This window comes from Paenibacillus sp. J2L1-98 (assembly GCF_056269405.1).
In genome coordinates, this window is sequence record NZ_JBWDNW010000011.1 from 130,151 (window position 1) to 153,004 (window position 22,854).

At 46.8% G+C, this 22,854-nt stretch carries 20 protein-coding genes and 1 other RNA gene; 4 read left to right on the top strand and 17 right to left on the bottom strand.

What is annotated here, in order from left to right; translation table 11 throughout:
• Positions 1-113 precede the first annotated feature (113 nt).
• From AC0YNZ_RS19680 to AC0YNZ_RS19705, 6 genes are all read right to left on the bottom strand, one after another.
• On the bottom strand, positions 114-404 hold the full coding sequence (locus tag AC0YNZ_RS19680; protein ID WP_475828219.1) for a hypothetical protein: 291 nt from the start codon (positions 402-404) through the stop codon (positions 114-116).
• Between the two features lie 176 nt (positions 405-580).
• The gene (locus tag AC0YNZ_RS19685) at positions 581-1,174 is read right to left on the bottom strand and encodes a hypothetical protein (protein ID WP_475828220.1); all 594 of its coding nucleotides are present in this window, start codon (positions 1,172-1,174) and stop codon (positions 581-583) included.
• On the bottom strand, positions 1,175-2,698 hold the full coding sequence (locus AC0YNZ_RS19690; protein WP_475828221.1) for a putative bifunctional diguanylate cyclase/phosphodiesterase: 1,524 nt from the start codon (positions 2,696-2,698) through the stop codon (positions 1,175-1,177).
• A gap of 495 nt (positions 2,699-3,193) precedes the next feature.
• A complete protein-coding gene (locus AC0YNZ_RS19695; protein WP_475828222.1) occupies positions 3,194-4,372 on the bottom strand; it encodes a beta-ketoacyl synthase N-terminal-like domain-containing protein in 1,179 nt (392 codons plus the stop codon).
• 485 nt (positions 4,373-4,857) lie between these two features.
• Positions 4,858-5,634 carry a class II aldolase/adducin family protein gene (locus AC0YNZ_RS19700; RefSeq protein WP_475828223.1) on the bottom strand — a complete coding sequence of 259 codons (777 nt, stop codon included), beginning with the start codon at positions 5,632-5,634 and terminating at the stop codon, positions 4,858-4,860.
• 288 nt (positions 5,635-5,922) lie between these two features.
• Positions 5,923-7,170: an MFS transporter gene (locus tag AC0YNZ_RS19705; protein WP_475828224.1), complete on the bottom strand. Its 1,248-nt coding sequence runs from the start codon at positions 7,168-7,170 to the stop codon at positions 5,923-5,925.
• Positions 7,171-7,279: 109 nt separating this feature from the next.
• On the opposite strand from AC0YNZ_RS19705, the gene AC0YNZ_RS19710 reads away from it, so the two are divergent.
• From AC0YNZ_RS19710 to AC0YNZ_RS19720, 3 genes are all read left to right on the top strand, one after another.
• The gene (locus AC0YNZ_RS19710; RefSeq protein WP_475828225.1) at positions 7,280-8,164 is read left to right on the top strand and encodes a LysR family transcriptional regulator; all 885 of its coding nucleotides are present in this window, start codon (positions 7,280-7,282) and stop codon (positions 8,162-8,164) included.
• A gap of 121 nt (positions 8,165-8,285) precedes the next feature.
• Positions 8,286-8,681: a VOC family protein gene (locus AC0YNZ_RS19715; RefSeq protein ID WP_475828226.1), complete on the top strand. Its 396-nt coding sequence runs from the start codon at positions 8,286-8,288 to the stop codon at positions 8,679-8,681.
• Positions 8,682-8,854: 173 nt separating this feature from the next.
• The gene (locus tag AC0YNZ_RS19720; RefSeq protein ID WP_475828227.1) at positions 8,855-9,889 is read left to right on the top strand and encodes an alpha/beta fold hydrolase; all 1,035 of its coding nucleotides are present in this window, start codon (positions 8,855-8,857) and stop codon (positions 9,887-9,889) included.
• A 98-nt stretch (positions 9,890-9,987) separates the two neighbouring features.
• Here the strand turns inward: AC0YNZ_RS19720 and ssrA are convergent.
• Together ssrA and smpB are read right to left on the bottom strand one after the other, a co-directional pair.
• Positions 9,988-10,353: a transfer-messenger RNA gene (gene ssrA, locus AC0YNZ_RS19725) on the bottom strand.
• Between the two features lie 268 nt (positions 10,354-10,621).
• Positions 10,622-11,101 carry an SsrA-binding protein SmpB gene (smpB, locus tag AC0YNZ_RS19730; protein WP_475828228.1) on the bottom strand — a complete coding sequence of 160 codons (480 nt, stop codon included), beginning with the start codon at positions 11,099-11,101 and terminating at the stop codon, positions 10,622-10,624.
• A gap of 137 nt (positions 11,102-11,238) precedes the next feature.
• Here smpB and AC0YNZ_RS19735 point away from each other — a divergent pair, with 137 nt between their 5' ends.
• On the top strand, positions 11,239-11,967 hold the full coding sequence (locus AC0YNZ_RS19735; protein ID WP_475828229.1) for a copper homeostasis protein CutC: 729 nt from the start codon (positions 11,239-11,241) through the stop codon (positions 11,965-11,967).
• Between the two features lie 77 nt (positions 11,968-12,044).
• Here AC0YNZ_RS19735 and AC0YNZ_RS19740 read toward each other — a convergent pair whose 3' ends face one another.
• The 9 genes from AC0YNZ_RS19740 to gap all read right to left on the bottom strand — a co-directional run bounded on the left by AC0YNZ_RS19740 (position 12,045) and on the right by gap (position 22,809).
• Entirely contained in the window at positions 12,045-12,245 is a 201-nt protein-coding gene (locus AC0YNZ_RS19740; protein ID WP_028609190.1) for a cold-shock protein, read from the bottom strand.
• Positions 12,246-12,503: 258 nt separating this feature from the next.
• Positions 12,504-15,386: a ribonuclease R gene (gene rnr / locus AC0YNZ_RS19745; protein WP_475828230.1), complete on the bottom strand. Its 2,883-nt coding sequence runs from the start codon at positions 15,384-15,386 to the stop codon at positions 12,504-12,506.
• 169 nt (positions 15,387-15,555) lie between these two features.
• On the bottom strand, positions 15,556-15,792 hold the full coding sequence (secG, locus tag AC0YNZ_RS19750; RefSeq protein WP_110774291.1) for a preprotein translocase subunit SecG: 237 nt from the start codon (positions 15,790-15,792) through the stop codon (positions 15,556-15,558).
• Between the two features lie 98 nt (positions 15,793-15,890).
• Positions 15,891-16,658: a sugar phosphate isomerase/epimerase family protein gene (locus tag AC0YNZ_RS19755; protein WP_475828231.1), complete on the bottom strand. Its 768-nt coding sequence runs from the start codon at positions 16,656-16,658 to the stop codon at positions 15,891-15,893.
• 135 nt (positions 16,659-16,793) lie between these two features.
• A complete protein-coding gene (gene eno / locus AC0YNZ_RS19760) occupies positions 16,794-18,083 on the bottom strand; it encodes a phosphopyruvate hydratase (RefSeq protein WP_110774289.1) in 1,290 nt (429 codons plus the stop codon).
• Positions 18,084-18,107: 24 nt separating this feature from the next.
• On the bottom strand, positions 18,108-19,646 hold the full coding sequence (gene gpmI, locus AC0YNZ_RS19765) for a 2,3-bisphosphoglycerate-independent phosphoglycerate mutase (protein ID WP_475828232.1): 1,539 nt from the start codon (positions 19,644-19,646) through the stop codon (positions 18,108-18,110).
• A 1-nt stretch (position 19,647) separates the two neighbouring features.
• Entirely contained in the window at positions 19,648-20,406 is a 759-nt protein-coding gene (gene tpiA, locus AC0YNZ_RS19770) for a triose-phosphate isomerase (protein ID WP_110774287.1), read from the bottom strand.
• Between the two features lie 39 nt (positions 20,407-20,445).
• On the bottom strand, positions 20,446-21,630 hold the full coding sequence (locus AC0YNZ_RS19775) for a phosphoglycerate kinase (RefSeq protein WP_475828233.1): 1,185 nt from the start codon (positions 21,628-21,630) through the stop codon (positions 20,446-20,448).
• Between the two features lie 174 nt (positions 21,631-21,804).
• Positions 21,805-22,809, bottom strand: a complete 1,005-nt coding sequence (gene gap, locus AC0YNZ_RS19780) for a type I glyceraldehyde-3-phosphate dehydrogenase (protein WP_475828234.1) — start codon at positions 22,807-22,809, stop codon at positions 21,805-21,807.
• Positions 22,810-22,854 lie beyond the last annotated feature (45 nt).

Here is a 22,854-nt window from a genome sequence, read left to right on the forward strand (position 1 = left end):
TATTTTATAGGTACATTAGACTTTCTCATCGGCGGTTTATAGGAACCCCATTGTATAATAAAAAGCAAGCCTTCTATGAAAGAAGGCCGCAAATGTATTTAATTTATTTAAATTTATTTAAATTTCCTTTTAATGTCCCATAAATAATGGAGAATTACAGCGAGAGCAAGAATGAAATACAAACTTACAAGAATCCAACTCGTGGGATCAACCGATCTTAACGTTAAAATAACGTTTAATGGCAGCACGTAGTATAGGACATCCTTCAAATAACCTAGCGCAAAATACGGATCGAAAGAGCCTGCCCAGAATGCCTTGACAAAGGAGATAAGAAAATCAATAATCAGCAGCCCAAGTACGGCCCACATGGTATAAAGAATCCAGTCTGAAACTGTAAATGTCATTTATCATCACCACCTTCGTACATACTATGCTCGAAGTACGGACAGGTGCGGATAAATAAAATTAAAATAGGTTCAATTTGGGTTGTTAACTAACCTTACCCGCGATACATAAAACAGAAACAGGAGGTTTGTAAAAATAAAAAAAATCCACAACCGCATGCGGTTGTGGATTTACACTAAATTAGTTTAATCTTTTGCAGCTCGTCCATGAGAGCAGGCCTCTTCTGATAAGTAAGACATAGCTGCTCAATGATCCTTTTCGCTTGGGCTTTCCCGCCTGCCTTAATGAGATGGCGAATAATACCGCATACTTTCCGATACTCATTTCGATTCGAAGACCGGACAGTTTCCTCTGATATGACTTGTGTAAACAAAAGAAAAACTTCTTCTTCATGCTCGCCGACGAGATGAGGATAGTAGTCCATTAAAGTCCGTTTGTGCTTATGAACATATTTCAGCAGTCTCAGCGTCTCCTTTTCTTCAATAAGCACTCGGGTGTATAAAGAAGCCGTATTCCAGTTCTTATCACAATTCGTTTCTAACTTGTCTATTAACCCCTCGTATGCCGCTTCCCATTCATCCTTGCTATACAATTCTTTTAAACGCAAGTAATAACTATATTCACCCGATACTGCGAATTCCTCTGCAAGTTTTATTTGATGCTCCACTTGATGAGTAAGCTCATAAATTTCGTAGCGATATGAGGCTAACCGTGGCTGTGTAAAACCACAATCCGCCGCCGCGTAATGCTGCGATTTTTCATTATACATTCACATCTTAGCAGGTAAGCTGCCCCCTATGATCCCCACAATATTCTCAGCCGCCAATGGTCGGCTCAAATAATATCCTTGCACGGCGTCACACTTATACTGTTGTAAAAGCGTGAGCTGTTTGCTCGTTTCGACACCCTCAGCAATGACCTTGAGTCTTAAAACATGGGCCATCGCGATAATCGCCTGTACGATCGCATCATCTTCTTCCGAATTGGTTATGTCGTTGGTAAACGACCTGTCGATCTTCAAGGTATCAATAGGCAACTGCTTTAAATAGCCGAACGAAGAATAACCTGTCCCAAAATCGTCAATCGAAATGCCGATTCCCATATTTTTTATCTCTGTTAATTTTTGTATGGAATTATCCATATTGTTCATTGCCATACTTTCCGTGATTTCGATCTCCAGAAACTGCGGATCAAGTCCGGTTTCATTCAATACTTGCTTTACCATTTCTACAAGATTTTCCTGCTTCAACTGCATCATCGACAGGTTAACAGCTACAGACAGGTTTTGAGTCATTTTATTATTGTGCCATTCTTTGCATTGCGCACATGCCTTGTATAGCACCCATTGACCAATTGGAACAATTAATCCCGTCTCTTCAGCTAAAGGAATAAACTCATCGGGAGCGACAAATCCCAATTCCGGATGTTGCCAACGGATTAAAGCCTCGACCCCGATCATCCCTCCTGTTTTCAAATCCACCTTTGGTTGATAATGCAGAACAAATTGATCATTCTCCAAGGCCGCGCGAAGGGCATTTTCCATGTTGAGCTTTTGAAGGCTCTGAAACCCCATCCTCTCATTAAAGAATTGATAGGTGTTCTTCCCTTTTTCTTTGGCGCGGTACATAGCCGTATCGGCATTTTTTATCAGGATGTCCACTTGGTCACCGCAAGACGGATATAAACTGATGCCAATGCTCGGGGTGACATATAATTGATGTCCCTGCAATGTGAAGGGTTTGTTAATCGCATTCAAAACATCTTGCACCGCTTGTTCTGCTTCCCGATGCGTAAGACCTGGCAATAAAAACGTAAACTCGTCCCCCCCTTGGCGTGAAACCGTATCTTGCTTACGCAAGCAACCGGTTATTCTCTCAGCCACATGCTGAAGCAGCAGATCTCCAACATTGTGTCCCAATGTGTCATTGATAAGCTTAAAGCGGTCCAAATCCATATACATAACCGCAATGCTGTGGTCGCTTCGCTTCGCCTCTTCTAATGCAAGGGTTAACCTGTTTTTGAATAATCTTTGGTTAGGCAGTCCCGTTAATGCATCATGATAAGCCATATGCCTGACAATTTTCGTATGCATGTAAGTGAAAGCGCTGAAAGTCGTAACCGCAAAAATCATCACGGCAATAGCGCTCGGGAACAATCTGCTGCCCTGGAAAAAATTCAATATCCCAACCCCGTACCCAATCGCTACGGCTAAACTAAAAACAAGCAGAAAAACACGTTTATTCGGATCCGATATTCTCAAGCTGATCGAAAAGGAAATCAATATACTAATCATAAACAGCAGCACGTTTACAATAAAAAGACCAGCCCAAGATCCGTTAGCCGGAAACATAAAATCAGTAGATCGGTCCGCCTGGACAAGATATATGCCCTCGATCCCAAGCTTCGTCCACCCGACGAGATACACAATCAGCCCCCAGGCAAAGATCAGATACACCATGGTCTTATGAACGGCAAAGCGAAGCCATAAGGGTTTCCGATCCTCTGCCACTTCCTTGGACATACTGTATGCAACATAAAACAGACAGGGAGTAAGCATAATTGGACCAATACGGAAGAGGCGAAATAAAATTTCAACTACCGCTTCAGGCAGAAGATGATGCGCATATAAACAAGCTGAATCCAGCTCCCACATCGAAGCAAACAATAAAAACCAAAATATAGCTTTCGCCATCTCTGTCTTCTCGAAAATATATAACGTGATCAATCCGACGACAAATGGAACTAAAGCAACAATAAACAGCAATAAGAGAAACACGGAGACCACCTCTCAGCTAATCTTGGTGACAAATAAACAAGTATCATTACCTCCGTATCCATGTGTTGTAATCGCTACACTGTGAATATCCCGATATTGGGTTTCAAGCACAATAGGCAGTTCTTCAAACCCTTCAGCCCTAGTTTTAATGGTCGGAGGTATAAAGCCGTACTCCAGACTCAGTAGAGACGATATCACCTGAATGACCCCCATCGCCCCGAGCATATGTCCTGTCATCCCTTTAATCGAAGTAATCGGCACGGATTGGCCGAATAACGTCTGATGCACCGTACGATCAATCCTGTCATTCACCGTTAAGCCAAGGGCCTGGCTGTTCACGTAGGACGGAGTATATTCGCCTACTGCGGCCTTAAGACATTTCAGCATACTTTGTCCCGTTTCATCGCTTTGATAAATGGACTTTCCCTCGTTAAGGGAAGCAACCCCTTCTAATACCCCGTAAATTGACGCGCCTCTCGCTCTGGCTTCTTTTTCGCGTTCCAATAGGAGAATACCCGCTCCTTCCGATATTACGAATCCTTGATGAGCATTGGAGAAAGGAACCCCGGTTTCAAAAACGTCAACATTGGGAGTAACCCCTTGGATTTTTAAAAACCCCTTGAAGCTCCAATCGGTATTCGCTGCATCCGAGCCGCCCACCACACAGGCATCAGCTTGTCCGCTTTCAAGCAGCAGCTTCCCTAACAGGATCGCGTCCGAACTCGAAGTACAGCCGGTAGTAATGGTAAAAACCTGACCCTTTATGTCCAAATGCTGGGCTACAGCGGCTGATAAACTGTGCGTATTAGCCAATGCCACACTATGTAAAGGGATTTTCTCATATACCGCTCCACCCGAGGTATATTGCTCTATCTCGGAAATCCCCCCCGCTGAGGTTCCCAAAATGACTGCGATTCGAAGGGAGTCTTTGTCTGTAAATCCGGCCATATCCATCGCATCATCAGCCGCCGACATCGCAAATCGGCTCAACCTTGGATAACGTTTCAGATTTTTCCCGCGGATCACTTTAAAATCATCATCAATAACACCGCAAACCATGTTTAAACCGTTTACCCGGTCTTTCATGACCCGATGAGTACATATTCCATGCTCCAATACCGTTTTGAATTGCAGCTTATCTTCTACATTTGGGGCTTTGATCCCATAACCTGTGATGACTACTTTATCCATTTTAACCCTCCCGGGGTACGTAAACTTGACACAATAGGACATAAGCATTAAAATTCGACATTATTCTCCAAAACCCTACTTAACGATAAAAAATATCGATCAGAGGAGCGCGTGGCCGGCAGCGTGAATATGTATGAGGTCAAATTAAGCTGTGAAGGTCTTGGGTGGGGATGGGTTTATTGTAATTAAATTGGGCTTTCGATCGGTCGTTTGAACACAGTAAGAAGCCTCTATCCGTTTGTGACCGATAGAGGCTTCTCCACCTTGCTCCCTGCGCATTGCCTAAACCCGGGTTTGCTCCTTCTACATCCGCATTGTACGTAATGTAAATTGTGAAGTATATTTATCTTCATTCCAAATCATACTCTTGCATAGCAAAAAGAGCACCTCTCGCGGTGCTCTTTCTCATGGTTTGGTGGAGGCGAACCGTGGACATGCAAATCCCCTGTCCGCCTTCGAGTGATGATACGGATATTTGGTGAAGCTTAATTTAATAAGTCGGGCTGTTCTTTTATAATCATATCCCATAGGGGTTGAAAGCTGAACCAACCTACTCGCTCCGAACCAATTTGGCGGCTTGTCATTTCCGCATGGTCCTCTTGAATTTGAATCGGCTTTCCTGCCATTTCCGCTAATAATTGAGCTTGGCAGCATCTTTCCATCGTAATAAACCACCAAGCTGTTTCATCTACAGATTTTCCGACCGTCAAAAGACCGTGATTCTGTAAAATAACCGCTTTATGGTTCCCTAATGCAAGAGCTATTCGTTTCCCTTCCTCGTAATCAAGAACGACCCCATTATAATTTTCGTAAATAGAATGATCTTTATAAAAAGCGCAAGCGTCCTGGGTAATCGGATCAAGCAGACGTCCAAGCGAAGACCAAGCTTTACCGTAAGTGGAATGAGAGTGAGCGGCTGCAACAGCATCTGGACGGGCCGCATGAATTTGAGAGTGTATCGCAAAGGCAGCACCGTTTACGATACCGGTACCCTCAGAACTGCCTTCAACAATATCGCCGTTGTGATTAACTAAAACCAGATTGGAAACTTTAATTTGACTAAAATGCATACCAAATTGGTTAACCCAATAATGATCCGGTTTTTCAGGATCGCGAACGGTAATATGGCCTGCTAAGCCGTCATCAAAACCGTATTTTGCAAATAAACGAAAAGCCGCTGCCAAACGTTCTTTCCGGTGCTGCCTTTCTTCTTCGATTGAGTTAAAAGTTGGCGCTTTCGGAAAAACTAATTTTGATTTCATATTAGCACTCCCTAAGTAATCAATTTAGAGACCATAAGGATTGGTAAATATCTTCTAAAACAGGGGCAATGATTCCCAAAACATGGGAGTGGAAACATTTCATTAATTGCTTCCTGCTTAAATTTTATTCCCTAACCTCTTCCAATGAGTACAGCTTACGACACATTTTTTTGTGAGTAAGCTCTCAGTTAAGCATCGTCGAGAATATCACCGAAATAGCAAAAACCCCGATCTCATTTGGTCGGGGTTTACACGTTGGAGGCGAACCGTGGCTATACATATTCGTAATTAGGCTGCTTCAACATTGCGATTTTGAAGGGACAGCTTAGCACGAGGACGGTGATGGAGCACATAATACAAGGCAGCGGATAGCAAAGGAATGAGTCCTGCGACTACATACATCATTCTGTAATCCGTGATGGAAGCGATTAATCCCATAAAATAAGAGCCTAATCCATAGCCTAAATCAAACAGCAAGAAAAATGTCCCTGCAGCGCTCCCCCTGCGGTGCACCGGGGCCAGCTTCATAGCGAGTGTTTGAAAACAAGGAAAGAGGGCCCCATAACCGATTCCCATAATGACGCCGGCCACCAGAACCATCGTTCCGGAATGAGCTGCGCTTATTAAAAGCATGCCGGCCGCAAACAACAAAATGCCGGGGTAATACAAATAATGTTCTTTGTATCTATCGAACACTTTGCCGATAAAGGGACGGAACAAAACGATCATAAGCGCAAAGGCAACAAAAAAATAACCCGTTACATATTGTTGATGAATCTCAGCCGTGAAAGAAGCAATAAATCCGGATAATGCGCTGTAAGAAAAGGCAAGAACAAACCCGACCAACGAAATCGGCAGCGCCTTCGGTTCAATAAAGTCACTCAATATCATGCGCTTGCTTCCCCGGCCGGTCTCTGCTTTCAGTAAAGGCTCCGATAGACTCTCCTTTTGCTGAGGCAAACGCAATCCGATTGTAAATAATAGAGAAAGCGCAGCAACCGCACAAACGGCCAACAGCAGTACATGAATGTTTTTATCTTGCCACAGAAGAAGCCCGAGGGCAGGCCCGACAACCATGGCAATACTCATAAACATGCTGAAATAGCCTACGCCTTCACCTTGCCGTGAGTCGGGAATCAGTGCGGAAGCAACCGTGCTCGTCGCCGTCGAGGCTACCGCATAGCTCATGCCGTGAATAAGACGAATCATTAAAAACAGGAAAATTCCTGCGGCACCGAAGTAACTTATACAGGCGATCAGAAAAATGACCAGCCCGATAACAGCCATTTTCTTTTTCCCGTACCGGTCTACCCATTTACCCGAAAAAGGCCTGATCAACACGCTTCCGATCACATAAATAGTAATGATTAATCCCATCTGCTGCTGATTTCCGTTCATACTATCTTTCACATATAACGGGAATGCGGTCGCGAGAATATGAAAAGTGAGAAACATAAAAAAACTGCTCAAACAAACGAATATAAAATTTCTCGTCCAAATTCTATCTCTAGCCAACAGCCTCTCTCCATTCTCCACCAGCTTTACTGTATGTAGTCATATTATAAAGTCGATACTTTATTAAAAATAATACTTATTTTATGATTGAATTATCACATGAAAGCTATGAATGGAGAGCGAACTTGTTATGGAATTTCTTCAGCTTAAATATTTCCAGGCGGTAGCGCGGCTGGAGCATATCACGAAGGCGGCCAAGGAGTTAAATATATCCCAGCCCTCGCTTAGCAACTCGATCCAGCGTTTAGAGAAAAAACTTGGCGTTCCTTTGTTCGAGCGCCAAGGCAGACGTGTCATTTTGAACGCATTCGGAAAAACATATCTTCGGCGGGTTGAGCAGGCTTTTCTGGAGCTCGAAGAAGGAGAACGTGAGATCTCGGATATGGCGGGACTTGACCGTGGCGTCATATCCATATCGGTGACGCTCCCGTATGTTCTGCCGACTCTCCTGAAAGATTTTCTCACGATGTACCCTCACGTACGAATCATACAGCGTCAGGTAAGCTCTGCTTTAGAGATGAAAAACGATCTGGAAAACGCCGATATCGATTTCTGCATTTCCAGCACTCCAATTAATGGACCGGACATCGAGTGGCTGACGCTGGTTAGAGAGGAATTGTGCTTGACTGTGCCGAAGGGACATCGTTTAGCTTCCCGAAAAAGCATTTCTCTCATTGAGGTGGCCAATGAACCGTTTATCTCTGTATCTTCCAGCTCCAACTTCCGGGAAATTACGGATGGATTTTGCCGGCAGGCCGGCTTTGAGCCCCGAATCGCATTCGAGCTCGAAGAAGTGAGCGCCATACAAACTTTAGTTGAAATGGGATTGGGCATCACCTTTACCCTCCCCCTCTCTTTAGGGAGGCAGGCCTCTAATCTAGCAACCGTACAATTAAGAATAACGGAGCCTCTTTGTCAGCGCACATTCGGGATCGCATGGAACAGGAATCATTTTTTATCGCAGGCAGCCATTCATTTCCGCCAATTCGTCATCGATTTTTTCAGTAAGCTTTAGCCTCGACGGAGCTGCCTGCCTTGGAAAGGTAAAATATTCAATAATTTTTAATTATCAAGTAGGAAAGGAGGCCATAATAAAAGAAAGAAGTTAGGGAAGTCAAAACATGGGAGGTAATATCATGGGAAGATTAGTTCATTTCGAGATTCATGTAGATGACATGGAACGTGCAAAGAAGTTTTATGGAGAGGTTTTTGGATGGACTTTTGAGGATTGGAGCAGTTATGCTGGAATGCCCTATTTTGGAGCTGTGACGGGCGATGCAAATGAACTTGGAATCAACGGAGCTTTGATGCAGCGTCAAGGCGCTTCCCCGCAACCAGGCCAGGCTATGAATGGTTATGCGTGTACAATGGGAGTGGGAGACTACGATTCTACTGAAGCAAAAATTCTAAGTCTTGGAGGCAAGCTCGCATTGCCAAAGTATGCACTGCCCGGGATGGCGTGGCAAGGGTATTACATGGACACTGAAGGAAATGTATTTGGCATTCATCAACCGGATGAGAACGCAAAATAGAATTTTGCCTTTTTCGCATATATACAAAAGCCCGACCTCACGCGGTCGGGCTTTTCATGGTAGAGGAGAGGGGATTTGAACCCCTGTCCGAAAATCACGCCACACAAGACCCAAGCAAACGCCCCCTATGTAAAATAGTCCTGATCATACATAAAACGAGGATGGTGTGCGATTTGAAGTTACTCTCTAGAAAGAGGGAATTTGAAATATCAGAAACTGGAATCAGCACGGTTGAGATATTGAAAATTGGCGGGATTGAGCAAACCATTTTAATACAAGCCGAATATATCGACAAACCTGTGCTTCTATTCATACATGGAGGTCCAAGCATGCCGCTGCCTGGTGTAAGCTGTAGATCTCGGGATTATACGGTGGCAACTACCACCAAGGAACTCATTCAACATTATGTACTTGTGTTTTGGGACCAGAGAGGAACAGGGAAGTCATATCACCCAAGCATTCCCAAAGAATCAATAAAACTCTCTCAGTTCATTTCTGACGCAGAGGAGCTTGTAGATTATCTCAGGAAACGTTTTAACCAAGATAAGATAGTCATTGCTGCGCATTCGTGGGGAAGCGTTATCGGTCTATCTCTTGCAGCAAAAATCCCTGATAAATTGCATGCTTACATAGGAATTTCTCAGATTGTAGATTGGCCTGAAAACGACCGATTATGTCGAGAATGGGCAATAAACGAAGCAAAAAAGAGAAGAAACAAAAAGGCAATAGACGAATTAATCGGATTAGGAGAGCCGCCTTACACGAAAAGCTTTAAGCAATGGGGGCAGTTGAGAAAGTGGTTAATGAAATATAATTCCATGATCTATAAAGATAAAGAGATTCAGCATCCTCGCCTCATGGACGCAGTGAAGATTATGCTTCATTCGCCTGATTATACGATTAAGGACATTTTCAATTCATTTTATAAAGGCTTCATATTTTCTTTCACACAGCAAATGATCGAAGATTTTTCTACAGTTAACTTTATAAAGTCTACAAAAAAAATCGATATACCCATTTACTTTATTCATGGTCGTAAAGATGTTCATGTTTATGGCAGCCTCGTTCAAACATACTTTGATCATTTGAGTGCGACGAAATCAAAACATTTGTTCTGGGTTGAGAAGTCTTCGCATATGTTTCACCCTGACGATGCAAAAGAGATTGAAAATATACTGATCGAGTATGTAGGTGCTGCTATAGGCTAATAAGCAAAAATATTTCTTCTTCGGACTAACAATGTTCACCCCATATCGTCACTAGGTATGCAAAAACCCCGACCTCTTGCGGTCGGGGTTCTACATATTGGTGGAGGCGAGGGGATTTGAACCCCTGTCCGAAAATCACGCCACACAGGCTTCTACGGGTGTAGTCACAGTTTTGATGTCACCCAAGCAAACGCCCCGTAACCGGCTTTCGCTAAGGTCAGCCTGATTATCTTCTTCAGCTCACCGCAGGCGGAGATGAGACAGCGTATTCCACTACTTGTTAGCCCCTAATCCAGTCACATGGACGATGCTGGGTAGAAGCACGCACACAGTTTCTTAGGCTGCGAAAGCGTAGTTTGTTTGTTGTTTGCCGTTTAATAGGCTTTAGCGTTGATGAAGCAGACGACTCCCTGCTACCCGCAACCCGCGCTCGTACAATCCCCGTCGAATCCATAAACGCCCCCAATTTTGCATAAACGATTAGCTGCAGACCCACTCTGATTCAGAGTATTAAATCGGCACTAACGTTTAGCTCGATTGAAGCTTTAGGATTAAGGAGCAGTTCCGTCAGATCGAGAAAATCAATCTGTTAAGCTGTTCCGATTGTCTAGCACGAATGCACTTGATTCGTTTGTTGCCGTTGCTACTGTTTTAGTATACCACGAAAGGACAGCTTCCGTGCATATTTGTTATTGGCAGCATTGGTTATCATCTTCCATGGAAATCAACAGATTAACGTGCGACCTTCTGCTTCTCGCGCAGGGCACGCTGGATATCGCGCTGAGCATCGCGCTTAGCAGCCGTATCCCGTTTATCGTATTGCTTCTTACCTTTACCAAGCCCAATCAACAGCTTCGCATATCCGTTGCGTACATAAATCTTCAATGGCACGATCGCATAGCCTTCCTGCTTGGACAAACCGAACAGCTTACTGATCTGAGCCTTATGCATCAAGAGCTTGCGGGCACGCGTTGGATCAGAGGGATTATGCATATTCCCTTGCTCGAACGGACTGATGTGCATATTGTGTATGAACATTTCCCCGTTACGAATAGTCGCAAACGCATCACTAATGTTCGCACGGCCATTGCGCAGCGATTTAATTTCCGTACCCAGCAGCACCATGCCTGCTTCGAACGTCTCCTCAATGAAATAGTCATGGGAAGCCTTTTTGTTCTGGGCGAGCTGCTTGCCGTCACTTTTCTTACCCATGCTAGTCACCTCGGCTTATTTAAGCTAAAATAGTTGTTGCACGCATTCTGGTGTTCATTGTAACAACTTTAGGAACGGAAATCAAGGCTGCGGTTGAATGATTCTCTCTACAGCCACCGCCAAAAAGGAGAATTCTCATGCTGCTTGAAATCATTGCTACCACTGCCGATGAAGCGGTTACAGCCGCCTTGCACGGAGCTGACCGCGTAGAGCTTATCTCTGCCTTTGACCAAGGTGGTCTAACCCCTCATGAAGCCGATACGATTTCGGTGCTTGATGCGCTTAAACGGCTCGAACAATCAGATAACACATCCGTTTCCAAAATCATTCCCGTACATGCGATGGTCAGACCGCACAGCAAATCCTTCGTTTATGATAAAGCGGATCTTAGCGTCATGGCCGCTCACATAAAAAGAATGCGATTATTAGGAATTCACGCATTCGTACTAGGCACTTTGAGGCCTAATGGCTTGATTGATACAGATTCTTTAGAGAGACTATTAGAGGCTGCCGGAGACTGTCTGGTCACCTTTCACCGGGCATTTGATGAAGCTGCTGATCAAGAAGCCGCTTTATCCACTCTTACCCGGTATCCGCAGATCAAATGGGTGCTGACCTCCGGAGGAAAGCCAAGCGTACTTGAGGCTGTAGACCAAATTAGCCGACTAATTGAGCTAAGCAAAGGACATGCTGTCACAATTATGCCTGGCAGCGGATTAACGGTATCCTCCTTGCCTGCTTTCATTCAAGCAACGGGAGCACGCGCCGTGCATCTTGGAACCGGTGTAAGAAACGGCGGAATAACTGCTCCTGTCGAAGGCGCACTTGTGCGGCAAGCCCGTCATTCTCTTGATCTATTCCAATAAAAATTCCTCACCCGGATACAAAAAAAACCGCCCTCAACCCGAAGGTTAAAGGCGGTTTTATCAACGTTCTTAAGCTATTACAGCTTTACAACGTTTTCTGCTTGTGGTCCACGGTTGCCTTGAACAACGTTAAATTCTACGCGTTGTCCTTCTTCAAGAGTTTTGAAGCCTTCGCCAGTGATTGCGGAGAAGTGTACGAATACATCGTTGCCGCCCTCAACTTCGATAAAGCCGAAACCTTTTTCTGCGTTAAACCATTTAACTGTACCTTGTTGCATGTGTAAAAACCTCCAAAAAAATAATATTAATATGCGCCTGGTTTGTCTTTAAACAAAAAATTCACACATTGGAAAGGGTTTCATGACTATAATGACACCCTTTTCAATATGTGAATTCAGGTTCATATTATCGATTGATTTGAGTGTACTATACCCAGAATTAAAAAGCAAGCGACGAGCTTAAATATATTTTCCCATATCGTCCAGGACACGGCGACTCCCATTTATTCCATAGTTCGGAAATCGCCGCCCCTATTTTTATTTGCGTTTTTTGCGGACAAAAGCAGCTGTAGTGTTTCCGCCGCCTCCACTCTTCTTCTTCCGCTTGCTCTTTCCGTGACCGCCGCCGCTGCCATCGGGGCTAGGAGAATCTGAGCTCCTGCCGCCATTAAACACACCGCTCTGCGACGTATTTTTCCGCTTCGCGCCACCACTGCTATCGCTCCGCCGGTTCCCCCCGCCTGCACCGCGGCCATTGCCGCCAGGCCCGCCGCCGCTGCGGATGGGCAGGCCCCACATATCCGTGCGCGCACCGCTTCCGCTTCCGCGCGGCTGCTCACTGCCTTGGCCCGGCGACAAATCCGCCTCTTGCCCCGGCCCGCGCTCCGCCGGCGCATTCCCGCCGCCGTTCACGCCACCCCGACCGCGCCGCTTGCTTCGACCGCGATCGCTATCAGGTGCATCGAGCCGCCATGGATTCGCCTGTTCGACAATGCCAATACTGTCGCCGCCGCGATCCGCGCCTCCGCCGCCAAATCCACCCCGGCCGGCGCCGCCTTTATTTTTGCTGCCCCTGCCCTTGCCGCCCGCGCCGGCACCTCGCTCGTTTCTTCCGCCCCGGCCGCCGCCGTTGTCTGCGCCTTGTCTATTTCCGTCTTTGCCGCCTCTGCCGCGATCGCCGAATCCACCGCGGGCATCACCTAACTTGCCGCGTTTCTTACCTCCGCCAAAACCATCGCCCGGTACTCCTTTAAAACCGCCGCGCGACTTCATATCGACAAGCTCAAAGTCGATCGTATGCTCCGTCATGCTGACGCGCGTTACGCGAATCTTCACTTCATCGCCGATCCGATATACCTTAGAAGTACGCTCGCCGACCAAAATCATATGCTGCTCGTGGAAATTGTAGTAATCATCCGACATGTCGCTCAAACGGATTAAGCCCTCGACCGAATTATCCAATTCGATAAACATCCCAAAGCTTGTAACGCTGCTAATTATGCCCTCGAACTCTTCCCCAACCTTATCGAGCATGAACTCGCATTTTTTCAGCTGATCCGTATCGCGCTCCGCATCAACCGCCACCCGCTCGCGTTCCGATGAATGCTGCGCAATATCCGGCATCCGTGCGGATAACGCCTCATGGCGGGCTTCCGTCAATTGGCCGCCGCCATCCAGCACCTCGCGAATGATCCGGTGAATGACTAAATCGGGATATCGGCGGATCGGTGATGTAAAGTGTGAATAGAACTCAGCTGCCAGACCGAAATGCCCTAAGCTCTCCGCATCGTATTTGGCCTGCTTCATTGAACGAAGCATAACGGTCGAAATAACGGTCGCTTCCTTCGTGCCGCGAATTTCTTCCAGCAGCGTCTGCAACGCCTTCGGATGAACCGAATTGCCTTTGCCCTTCACCACATAACCAAAATTCGCTGCAAACTGCACGAAATTGAGCAGCTTCTCTTGATTCGGATCCTCATGGATCCGGTAAAGAAACGGAACGCGCAGCCAATGGAAATGCTCGGCTACTGTCTCATTCGCCACCAGCATGAATTCTTCGATAATTTGCTCGGCTACCGAACGCTCGCGTTTCACAATATCAACCGCTTTGCCGTTCTCATCAACGATGACCTTCGATTCCTGGAAGTCGAAATCGATAGCGCCGCGCTTCATCCGCTTCGAGCGCAGATGCATTGCCAATTCTTCCATCAGCCCGAACATATCAAGAAGGCCGGCGTACCGCTCCTTGAGCTCCGTTTGCGGCTCTTCGTCCGTGGCCGTCAAAATTTTCTTAACATTTGTATAAGTCATACGCTCTTTTGTACGGATCACGCTCGTAAACACATCATGGCGCACGCGCTTCAAGGTAGCCGCATCGAATTCCATCTCACAAGAGAGCGTTAAACGGTCAACCTGCGGATTAAGGGAGCAAATGCCATTCGACAAGCGATGCGGCAGCATCGGAATGACGCGGTCAACCAAATAAACGCTGCACCCGCGCCTGTATGCTTCCTGGTCAAGCTGCGAATTTTCCTTCACGTAGTAGCCGACGTCCGCAATATGTACACCAAGCAAATAGTTGCCGTTCTCCAGCCACTTCACATGCACCGCATCGTCGAGATCCTTTGCATCCTCGCCATCAATCGTTACGATAATTTCGCCGCGCAGGTCCCGTCTGCCTTGTTGTATAATTTCTTCGTCTGTAATGGAATCCGGCGCTGCTTCAGCCTCGCTCATCACTTCATCAGGAAAGCCCTCCGGCAGCTGATGCTTGCGAATAATCGACAAAATGTCGACGCCAGGATCGTTCTTATGTCCTAAAATTTCGACAATTTCCCCCTCGGCAGCAGAACGGCCCTCGGGATAGGATACAATTTTAACAACGACTTTTTGACCGGATACAGCTCCTGTATAGCCGCCCTTTGGTATGAAAATATCCCGGTTAATCCGTTTATCATCCGGAACGACGAAAGCGTACGCCTCATGATCCTCGAACGTTCCGACGATTTGCGTAACGGCACGCTCAACGATCCGGACAACCTCGCCCTCCATCCGTCCGCCATGCTCGCTTCTCGAAGTGACGCGAACGAGAATGATATCGCCGTTCATCGCGCTCTTCAAGTCATTGGCATGCAAATACACATCGCCATGATCCTTCTCATCCGGGATCAGGAAGCCAAAGCCCTTCGCATGCGATTGCAGCTTGCCCCGCAAAAGGTTCATTCGTTCCGGTACACCGTAATGATCATTTGGTGTTCGAATGATTTTACCCTCATCCTCCAGCTTATTCAGCAGTTTAAGGAACTCCTTAAACTCCGCTGCGTCTTCAATACCAAAGTGCTTCTCGAGCTCTTGGTAATTCATCGGCTTATAAGCCGTCTCTCTCATAAAATCAAGCAGATCCTGCTCGTTAATGGCCATAATTGTTTTTCTCCTCGCAAACCTGCCCGAATACTCTAGTGTCGCCTGCAACAGGTTGATAGATTATCATATAACATGTAGTATACACGAAATAGATGCCGCGCATCCGCGAATATGTTGAAAATACAAAAAAAGCGAGGAATATCCTCGCTTTCTGCATGTGTATCGATTATTGTTTTACGAAGTAAGAAACAACAAGCGCAAATATGAAGAAGCCAACTGCCAGAACAACTGTCAAACGCTGTAAGAACAAATCCAAACCGCGCGCTTTCTGTTTGCCGAACAGGTGCTCAGCGCCGCCCGTAATAGCTCCGGACAAGCCTGCACTCTTACCCTTTTGCAGCAATACGACAGCAATTAGGCCGACAGAAAATATAACGAGCACGATCTTCAATAAGATTTCCATTTATTCCACCTCCAGCATAGGAGCTCCGTAAAAACACGTAGATTGAGTTTACCATAGCTGGGCGCTAATTACAATAGGACAACCCGCAATTCGACCATTTACGCAAACCCTTGCTCCTTCAAATATTGATAATTGTTAACGGCGCTCTCAAGCGAACTCGATACGAACTGCTCTTGCTCCACGATCATGAACGCTACGCCAGCAGGCTCAAGCTCGGGCAGCAGCCGGTCATAACCAACCTCACCCTTACCGATCTCCGCATCCTTCCGGCCCTTATGGAAATCCTTGAGATGCACTAATGGCACGCGGCCCTTATATTTGTTCAAATAATCGGCAGGCTTAAAGCCAGCCATATGCACCCAGCCCAGATCAAACTGCATGGTCAGAAGCTCAGCCGGAACCTGTGACAGGACAAGATCGATAATGGGCTTCTCATCCACCAGCTTAAACTCAAAATCATGATTATGATAACCATACTGCATGCCCGCAGCCTTCACCTGATTGCCACATTTCGTAAGCACATCAACCAGATGCTTCACATTGTCCATAGTCGGCTGCTCCGGAAGCGGTGCCCATGGCGAAATGATATAAGTTAAGCCAAGCTCCTTCGCATAATCGATCTGTCCTGCAAGATCGGATTCCATATGCTTCGAATCGCTATAGTTGAGGGGCACATGGGCGGAGGGCGCGATCAGCCCAAGCTCATCCATCTTGCTTTTCAGCTCATTGGCCGGCGTTTTGAAATATCCTGCAAATTCAACTGCCTTATAGCCGATCTCCGCCACTTTCTCAAGCGTACCCAGAAAATCGATTTCCGTCTGATCTCTCAGCGCGTACAACTGAATGCCTATTACCGGTTTTGTCAAACTGGACACCGCCTAATCGCTTTATGCTTTATCTGCTTTTAATGTCTTACGTGCGCCTCCGGACTATCCATGTAAAAAAAAGAAGGGCATGCCCCATGAGGCATACCCTTCTCAATAAGCCGCTAACGCGTCTTATTAAACGTTTTTCAAGTTGTAGAATGCTTTTTTGCCTGCGTATTGAGCAGTCGAACCAAGCTGGTCCTCAATGCGAAGCAATTGGTTGTATTTAGCAACGCGGTCTGTACGGGAAGGCGCGCCTGTTTTGATTTGGCCAGCGTTTGTAGCTACTGCGATGTCAGCAATTGTGCTGTCTTCGCTCTCGCCGGAACGGTGGGAGATAACTGCTGTGTAACCAGCGCGTTTAGCCATTTCGATCGCATCGAATGTTTCAGTAAGCGTACCGATTTGGTTAACTTTAACGAGGATGGAGTTACCTACGCCTTTATCGATACCGTCGGACAGACGCTCAGTGTTCGTTACGAACAGATCGTCACCAACGAGTTGTACTTTGTTTCCAAGCTTTTCAGTGAGCAATTTCCAGCCATCCCAGTCATCTTCGGAGCAGCCGTCTTCGATTGTAAGGATTGGGTATTTGTCAACCCACGATGCAAGCAGGTCAACGAACTCAGCAGGTGTGAACGATTTGCCTTCGCCTGCAAGCACGTATTTGCCGTCTTTGAAAAATTCAGTCGAAGCAACGTCCATACCGAGGAATACGTCAACACCTGGCTTGTAGCCTGCGCGCTCGATAGCGGAGATGATTGTTGTAATTGCTTCTTCGTTGGATCCAAGGTTAGGAGCAAAGCCGCCTTCGTCGCCTACAGCTGTGTTAAGATCTTTGTCATGCAATACAGCTTTCAGGTTGTGGAAAATTTCAGCGCCGATACGAAGCGCTTCTTTGAAGTTTTCTGCACCGACAGGAAGAACCATGAATTCTTGAACGTCGATGTTGTTGTCAGCGTGCTCGCCGCCATTGATGATGTTCATCATTGGAACTGGAAGCGTCTTAGCGTTGAATCCGCCAAGGTAAGTGTAAAGAGGAACATCAAGAGCGTCAGCTGCTGCGCGAGCTACTGCCATCGAAACAGCCAAGATTGCGTTAGCGCCAAGCTTAGCTTTGTTCGGAGTACCGTCAAGTTCAATCATTTTACGGTCGATTGCTACTTGATCAAGAGCATCCAAGCCAATGATTTCAGGAGCGATTTCCGTGTTAACATTTTCAACAGCTTTCAGAACGCCTTTACCAAGGTAACGGGATTTGTCGCCGTCACGAAGCTCAACAGCCTCGTAAGCGCCAGTGGAAGCGCCGGATGGAACGATTGCACGGCCTTTGCCGCCGGACTCAAGAGAAACTTCTACTTCTACAGTTGGATTTCCGCGGGAATCCAGCACTTCGCGTGCGTATACATCAACGATAATTGACATGAGAAAAACACTCCTTTAAAAGTTTTATTTGTTAATAAGTGAAACGCCAGTCATTTCTTCTGGTTTAGCCAGCTCAAGCAAATCAAGAACCGTCGGCGCGATATCAGCAAGAATGCCGCCTTCGCGAAGCGTCTCTCCTGCTCTCGTTACGATAAGAGGTACCGGGTTCGTCGTATGTGCCGTAAACGGACGGCCATTCTCGTCGAATACCATATCAGCATTACCGTGGTCAGCCGTGATGATGCAGACGCCGCCTTTGGCAAGTACAGCTTCCACTACTTTACCAAGGCATTCATCCGTAGCTTCAACCGCTTTGATCGTTGGCTCCAGCATACCGGAGTGACCCACCATATCAGGGTTAGCGAAGTTTAGAATGATTGCGTCGTGCTTGTCTGATTCAATCTCGCGCACAGTCGACTCGGCAAGCTCATACGCGCTCATTTCCGGCTTCAGATCGTACGTTGCGACCTTAGGGGAGTTGATAAGCACGCGAGTTTCACCCGGAAGCTCTGCATCGCGTCCGCCGCTGAAGAAAAACGTTACGTGCGGATATTTTTCTGTTTCTGCTGTACGCAGTTGCGTCTTGTTGTTTTGCACGAGCACTTCGCCAAGCGTATTATCAAGGTTCTTTGGTGAATACGCAACGAATCCGCCAACGGTTTCACTGAATAGCGTCAAGCAGACGAAATACAGGTTAACCGGTTGTTTCTCGCCACGGTCAAAGCCGCGGAAGTCCTCGTTCGTAAACACTTGCGACAATTGAATCGCACGGTCAGGACGGAAATTGAAGAAAATGACGGCGTCCTCGGATTCCACAAGACCGACAGGCTTGTTTTCTCCGTCTACAATAACCGTTGGCATAACGAATTCATCATAAACCGATTTCTCATAGGATTCAACTACCGCTTTAACCGGATCGAAATATTGAGGACCTTCGCCGTATACCATAGCGCGGTAGGACTTCTCCGTACGCTCCCAGCGTTTGTCGCGGTCCATCGCATAGTAGCGGCCTTGTACCGTCGCAATGCGGCCGACGCCAACTTCTTCGATTTTCGCTTGCAGACGTTCCAGGTAGCCCTTCGCGCTGTCCGGAGACACGTCGCGTCCGTCCAGGAATGCGTGAATGTACACTTCCTCAAGCTCTTCCTTCTTCGCTAGATCAAGCAAAGCGAACAAGTGCTCAATATGGCTGTGTACACCGCCGTCTGACAGCAAGCCGTACAGATGAAGCTTTTTGTTATTTGTTTTCACATGACGAACAGCGCCAAGAATCGTTTCATTCTCGTAAAACTCGCCGTCACGGATCGATTTGCTGATGCGAGTCAAGTCTTGATACACGATGCGGCCTGCGCCGATGTTCAAGTGGCCAACCTCGGAGTTGCCCATTTGACCTTCAGGCAAACCAACCGCTTCGCCGGATGCCGTCAGCGTAGTATGAGGATATGTCGACCAGTAACGGTCGTAATTTGGTTTTTTCGCTTGCGCTACTGCATTGCCCGTTACATCATCGCGCAAACCGAAGCCGTCAAGAATAATCAGCGCTACAGGTTTTGGAGCAGCCATCTTACTTGGCCCCCTCGACCAGTGCGATGTAGGATGCAGGCTCAAGGCTCGCGCCGCCTACAAGTGCGCCGTCGATGTCGGCTTGTCCCAAGTACTCAGCAACGTTATTTGGCTTCACGCTGCCGCCGTATTGGATACGAACTGCATCTGCAGTCGCTTGATCATAAAGTCCTGCAACAACGCCGCGGATGTAACCGATCACGTCTTGTGCATCCTCGGAAGTAGACGATTTGCCAGTTCCGATTGCCCAGATTGGCTCGTATGCAATTACGACTTCAGCCGCTTGCGCAGCGGAAACGCCTTGGAAAGCCGCTTCTGTTTGTACTTTACATACGTCCTTCGTTTGCCCTGCTTCTCGCTCTTCCAGCTTCTCGCCTACGCAGACGATCGGCAGCAAGCCGTTTTTAAACGAAGCGTGAACTTTCTTATTTACGATCTCGTCCGACTCCGCGAAATAAGCGCGACGTTCGGAATGACCGATAATGACGTATTTCACGCCAAGATCCTTCAGCATAACGCCGCTGATTTCACCTGTAAATGCGCCGTTGTCTTCAAAGTGAACGTTTTGCGCTCCGATTGCGATCGTAGTGCCCTTTGCTGCTTCTACAAGCGCCGGAAGCGCCGTGAAAGGAGCACAGATCACGCTCTCTACACCGTCAACCTCAGCCTTGCCTTTAACTTCGGTGAAAAATGTTACAGCCTCGGATACCGTTTTGAACATTTTCCAGTTACCTGCAATAATCGGTTTTCTAGTACTCATGCGTAAACCTCCTCAGTTGATTCGTTTATGGAAAAGCTATTATTTATCGTTAAGTGCTACAACGCCAGGAAGAATTTTACCTTCCATAAACTCTAGGGAAGCTCCGCCGCCTGTCGAGATGAAATCCATTTTGTCAGCCAGGCCGAATTTCTCAGCTGCTGCAGCCGAATCGCCGCCGCCGATTACAGTGTAGCCGGTTGTTTCAGCACATGCCTGAGCAACCGCTATTGTACCATGCGCAAAAGGCTCAATTTCGAATACGCCCATTGGCCCATTCCATACGACCAGCTTGGAATTTTTGATCACATCAGCATAAAGCTCACGCGTTTTAGGTCCGATGTCGATACCTTCCCAATCAGCAGGAATGCTGTCAACGTCAACGATTTGCGTGTTGGCATTCGCACTGAAATCGTCCGTTACAACAACATCAACAGGGATTAAGAAGTTTTTGCCGAGCTTCTTCGCTTTTTCCATGAACTCAAGCGCCAAATCAAGTTTGCTGTTATCAACAAGCGATTTACCGATTTCATGGCCTTGTGCTTTGAAGAAAGTATAAGACAAGCCGCCGCCGATAATAACATTGTCAGCAATTTCAAGCATTTTGTCGATAACCGCGATTTTGTCTTTTACTTTGGAACCGCCAACGATTGCTGTGAAAGGACGTTCTGGGTTGTTAAGCGCCTTCCCTAGCACCTCAAGCTCTCTCTCCATAAGCAGACCCGATACAGCCGGAAGGATATGCGCAATGCCTTCAGTCGATGCGTGAGCGCGGTGAGCGGCGCCGAATGCGTCGTTTACGAACAAATCAGCAAGCTTAGCGAAAGCTTTCGCCAGTTCCGGATCATTCTTCTCTTCGCCTTCGTAGAAACGTACGTTTTCAAGCAGCAGAACGTCTCCGTTGTTAAGTGCCGCAACTTGCGCTTCAACCGCTTCGCCGATTGCTTCATTCGCTTTCGTTACCTGCTTGCCGAGCAGCTCGGACAGACGCACTGCGGAAGCCGTATGACGAAGCTCTTCAACCACTTGACCATTCGGACGGCCAAGGTGGCTTGCAAGAATAACTTTAGCGCCTTTTTCAATCAAGAAGTTGATCGTAGGAAGCGTTTCACGGATTCGTTTGTCATCCGTAATTTTGCCGTTCTCAAGCGGCACGTTGAAATCAACGCGAACAAATACCCGTTTACCAGCTAATTCTGCTACATCACGTACACTTTTCTTATTCATCAATGAAACCTCCCGGAAAATTGTTATGGAAAGGTATAAAAATAAGACTACAAAAAAAAGAGGGGCGCTCCTTCAAAGAAGAAACGCCCCCATGATTCACGACTCCTAGAAGCCGCAAATCAAGGACTTTAGCTCCGCATGCGCGAGAGGCCAAAGTCCGTCCGCCTTCTTTGCTTACAGACCTTTGCTTGCAATGTAAGCAGCAAGATCAACTACGCGGTTCGAGTAGCCCCACTCGTTGTCGTACCAGGAAATAACTTTAACCATGTTGCCTTCAACAACCATAGTCGAAAGACCGTCGATTGTGGAGGAAGCAGGGTCGCTATTGTAGTCGCTCGAAACAAGCGGCAATTCGTTGTAGTTCAAGATGCCTTTAAGCGGGCCTTCAGAAGCCGCTTTGAAAGCAGCGTTAACTTCTTCAACCGTTACGTTAACTTTAAGCTCAGCTACAAGGTCAGTTACGGATACGTTAGGCGTAGGAACACGCATTGCCATACCGTTCAATTTACCTTTAAGCTCAGGCAATACGAGGGAAACAGCTTTCGCAGCGCCAGTAGACGAAGGAATGATGTTTTCCGCAGCAGCACGAGCACGGCGTAGGTCTTTATGAGGAACGTCAAGAACGGATTGATCGTTAGTGTAGGAGTGAGTAGTTGTCATCATACCTTTTACGATACCGAAGTTGTCGTTCAATACTTTTGCGAAAGGAGCAAGACAGTTTGTTGTGCAAGAAGCGTTGGAAATAATGGTATGTGCCGCAGGGTCGTATTTGTCTTCGTTAACGCCGATAACCACTGTAATATCTTCGTTCGTTGCTGGAGCGGAGATGATAACTTTTTTAGCGCCGCCTTGCAAGTGAAGCTCAGCTTTTTCTTTAGCTGTGAAAATACCAGTTGATTCAACTACGATTTCTACGCCAACGGATCCCCAAGGAAGGTCTGCAGGGTTGCGCTCTGCGAATACTTTGATTTCGCGTCCGTTTACGATAAGCGCGCCTTCTTTTGCTTCAACAGTACCGTCTAGTTGACCATGTGTAGTGTCATATTTCAGAAGATGTGCCAGTGTTGCAGTGTCTGTAAGATCGTTTACTGCCACGATTTGAACATCAGGATTGTTCAATGCTGCACGGAATACGTTACGACCGATGCGACCAAAACCATTAATACCAACTTTAACCATTTTTGTTTCCTCCTAAGCGTTTTTAAAAGATTAATATATATAATT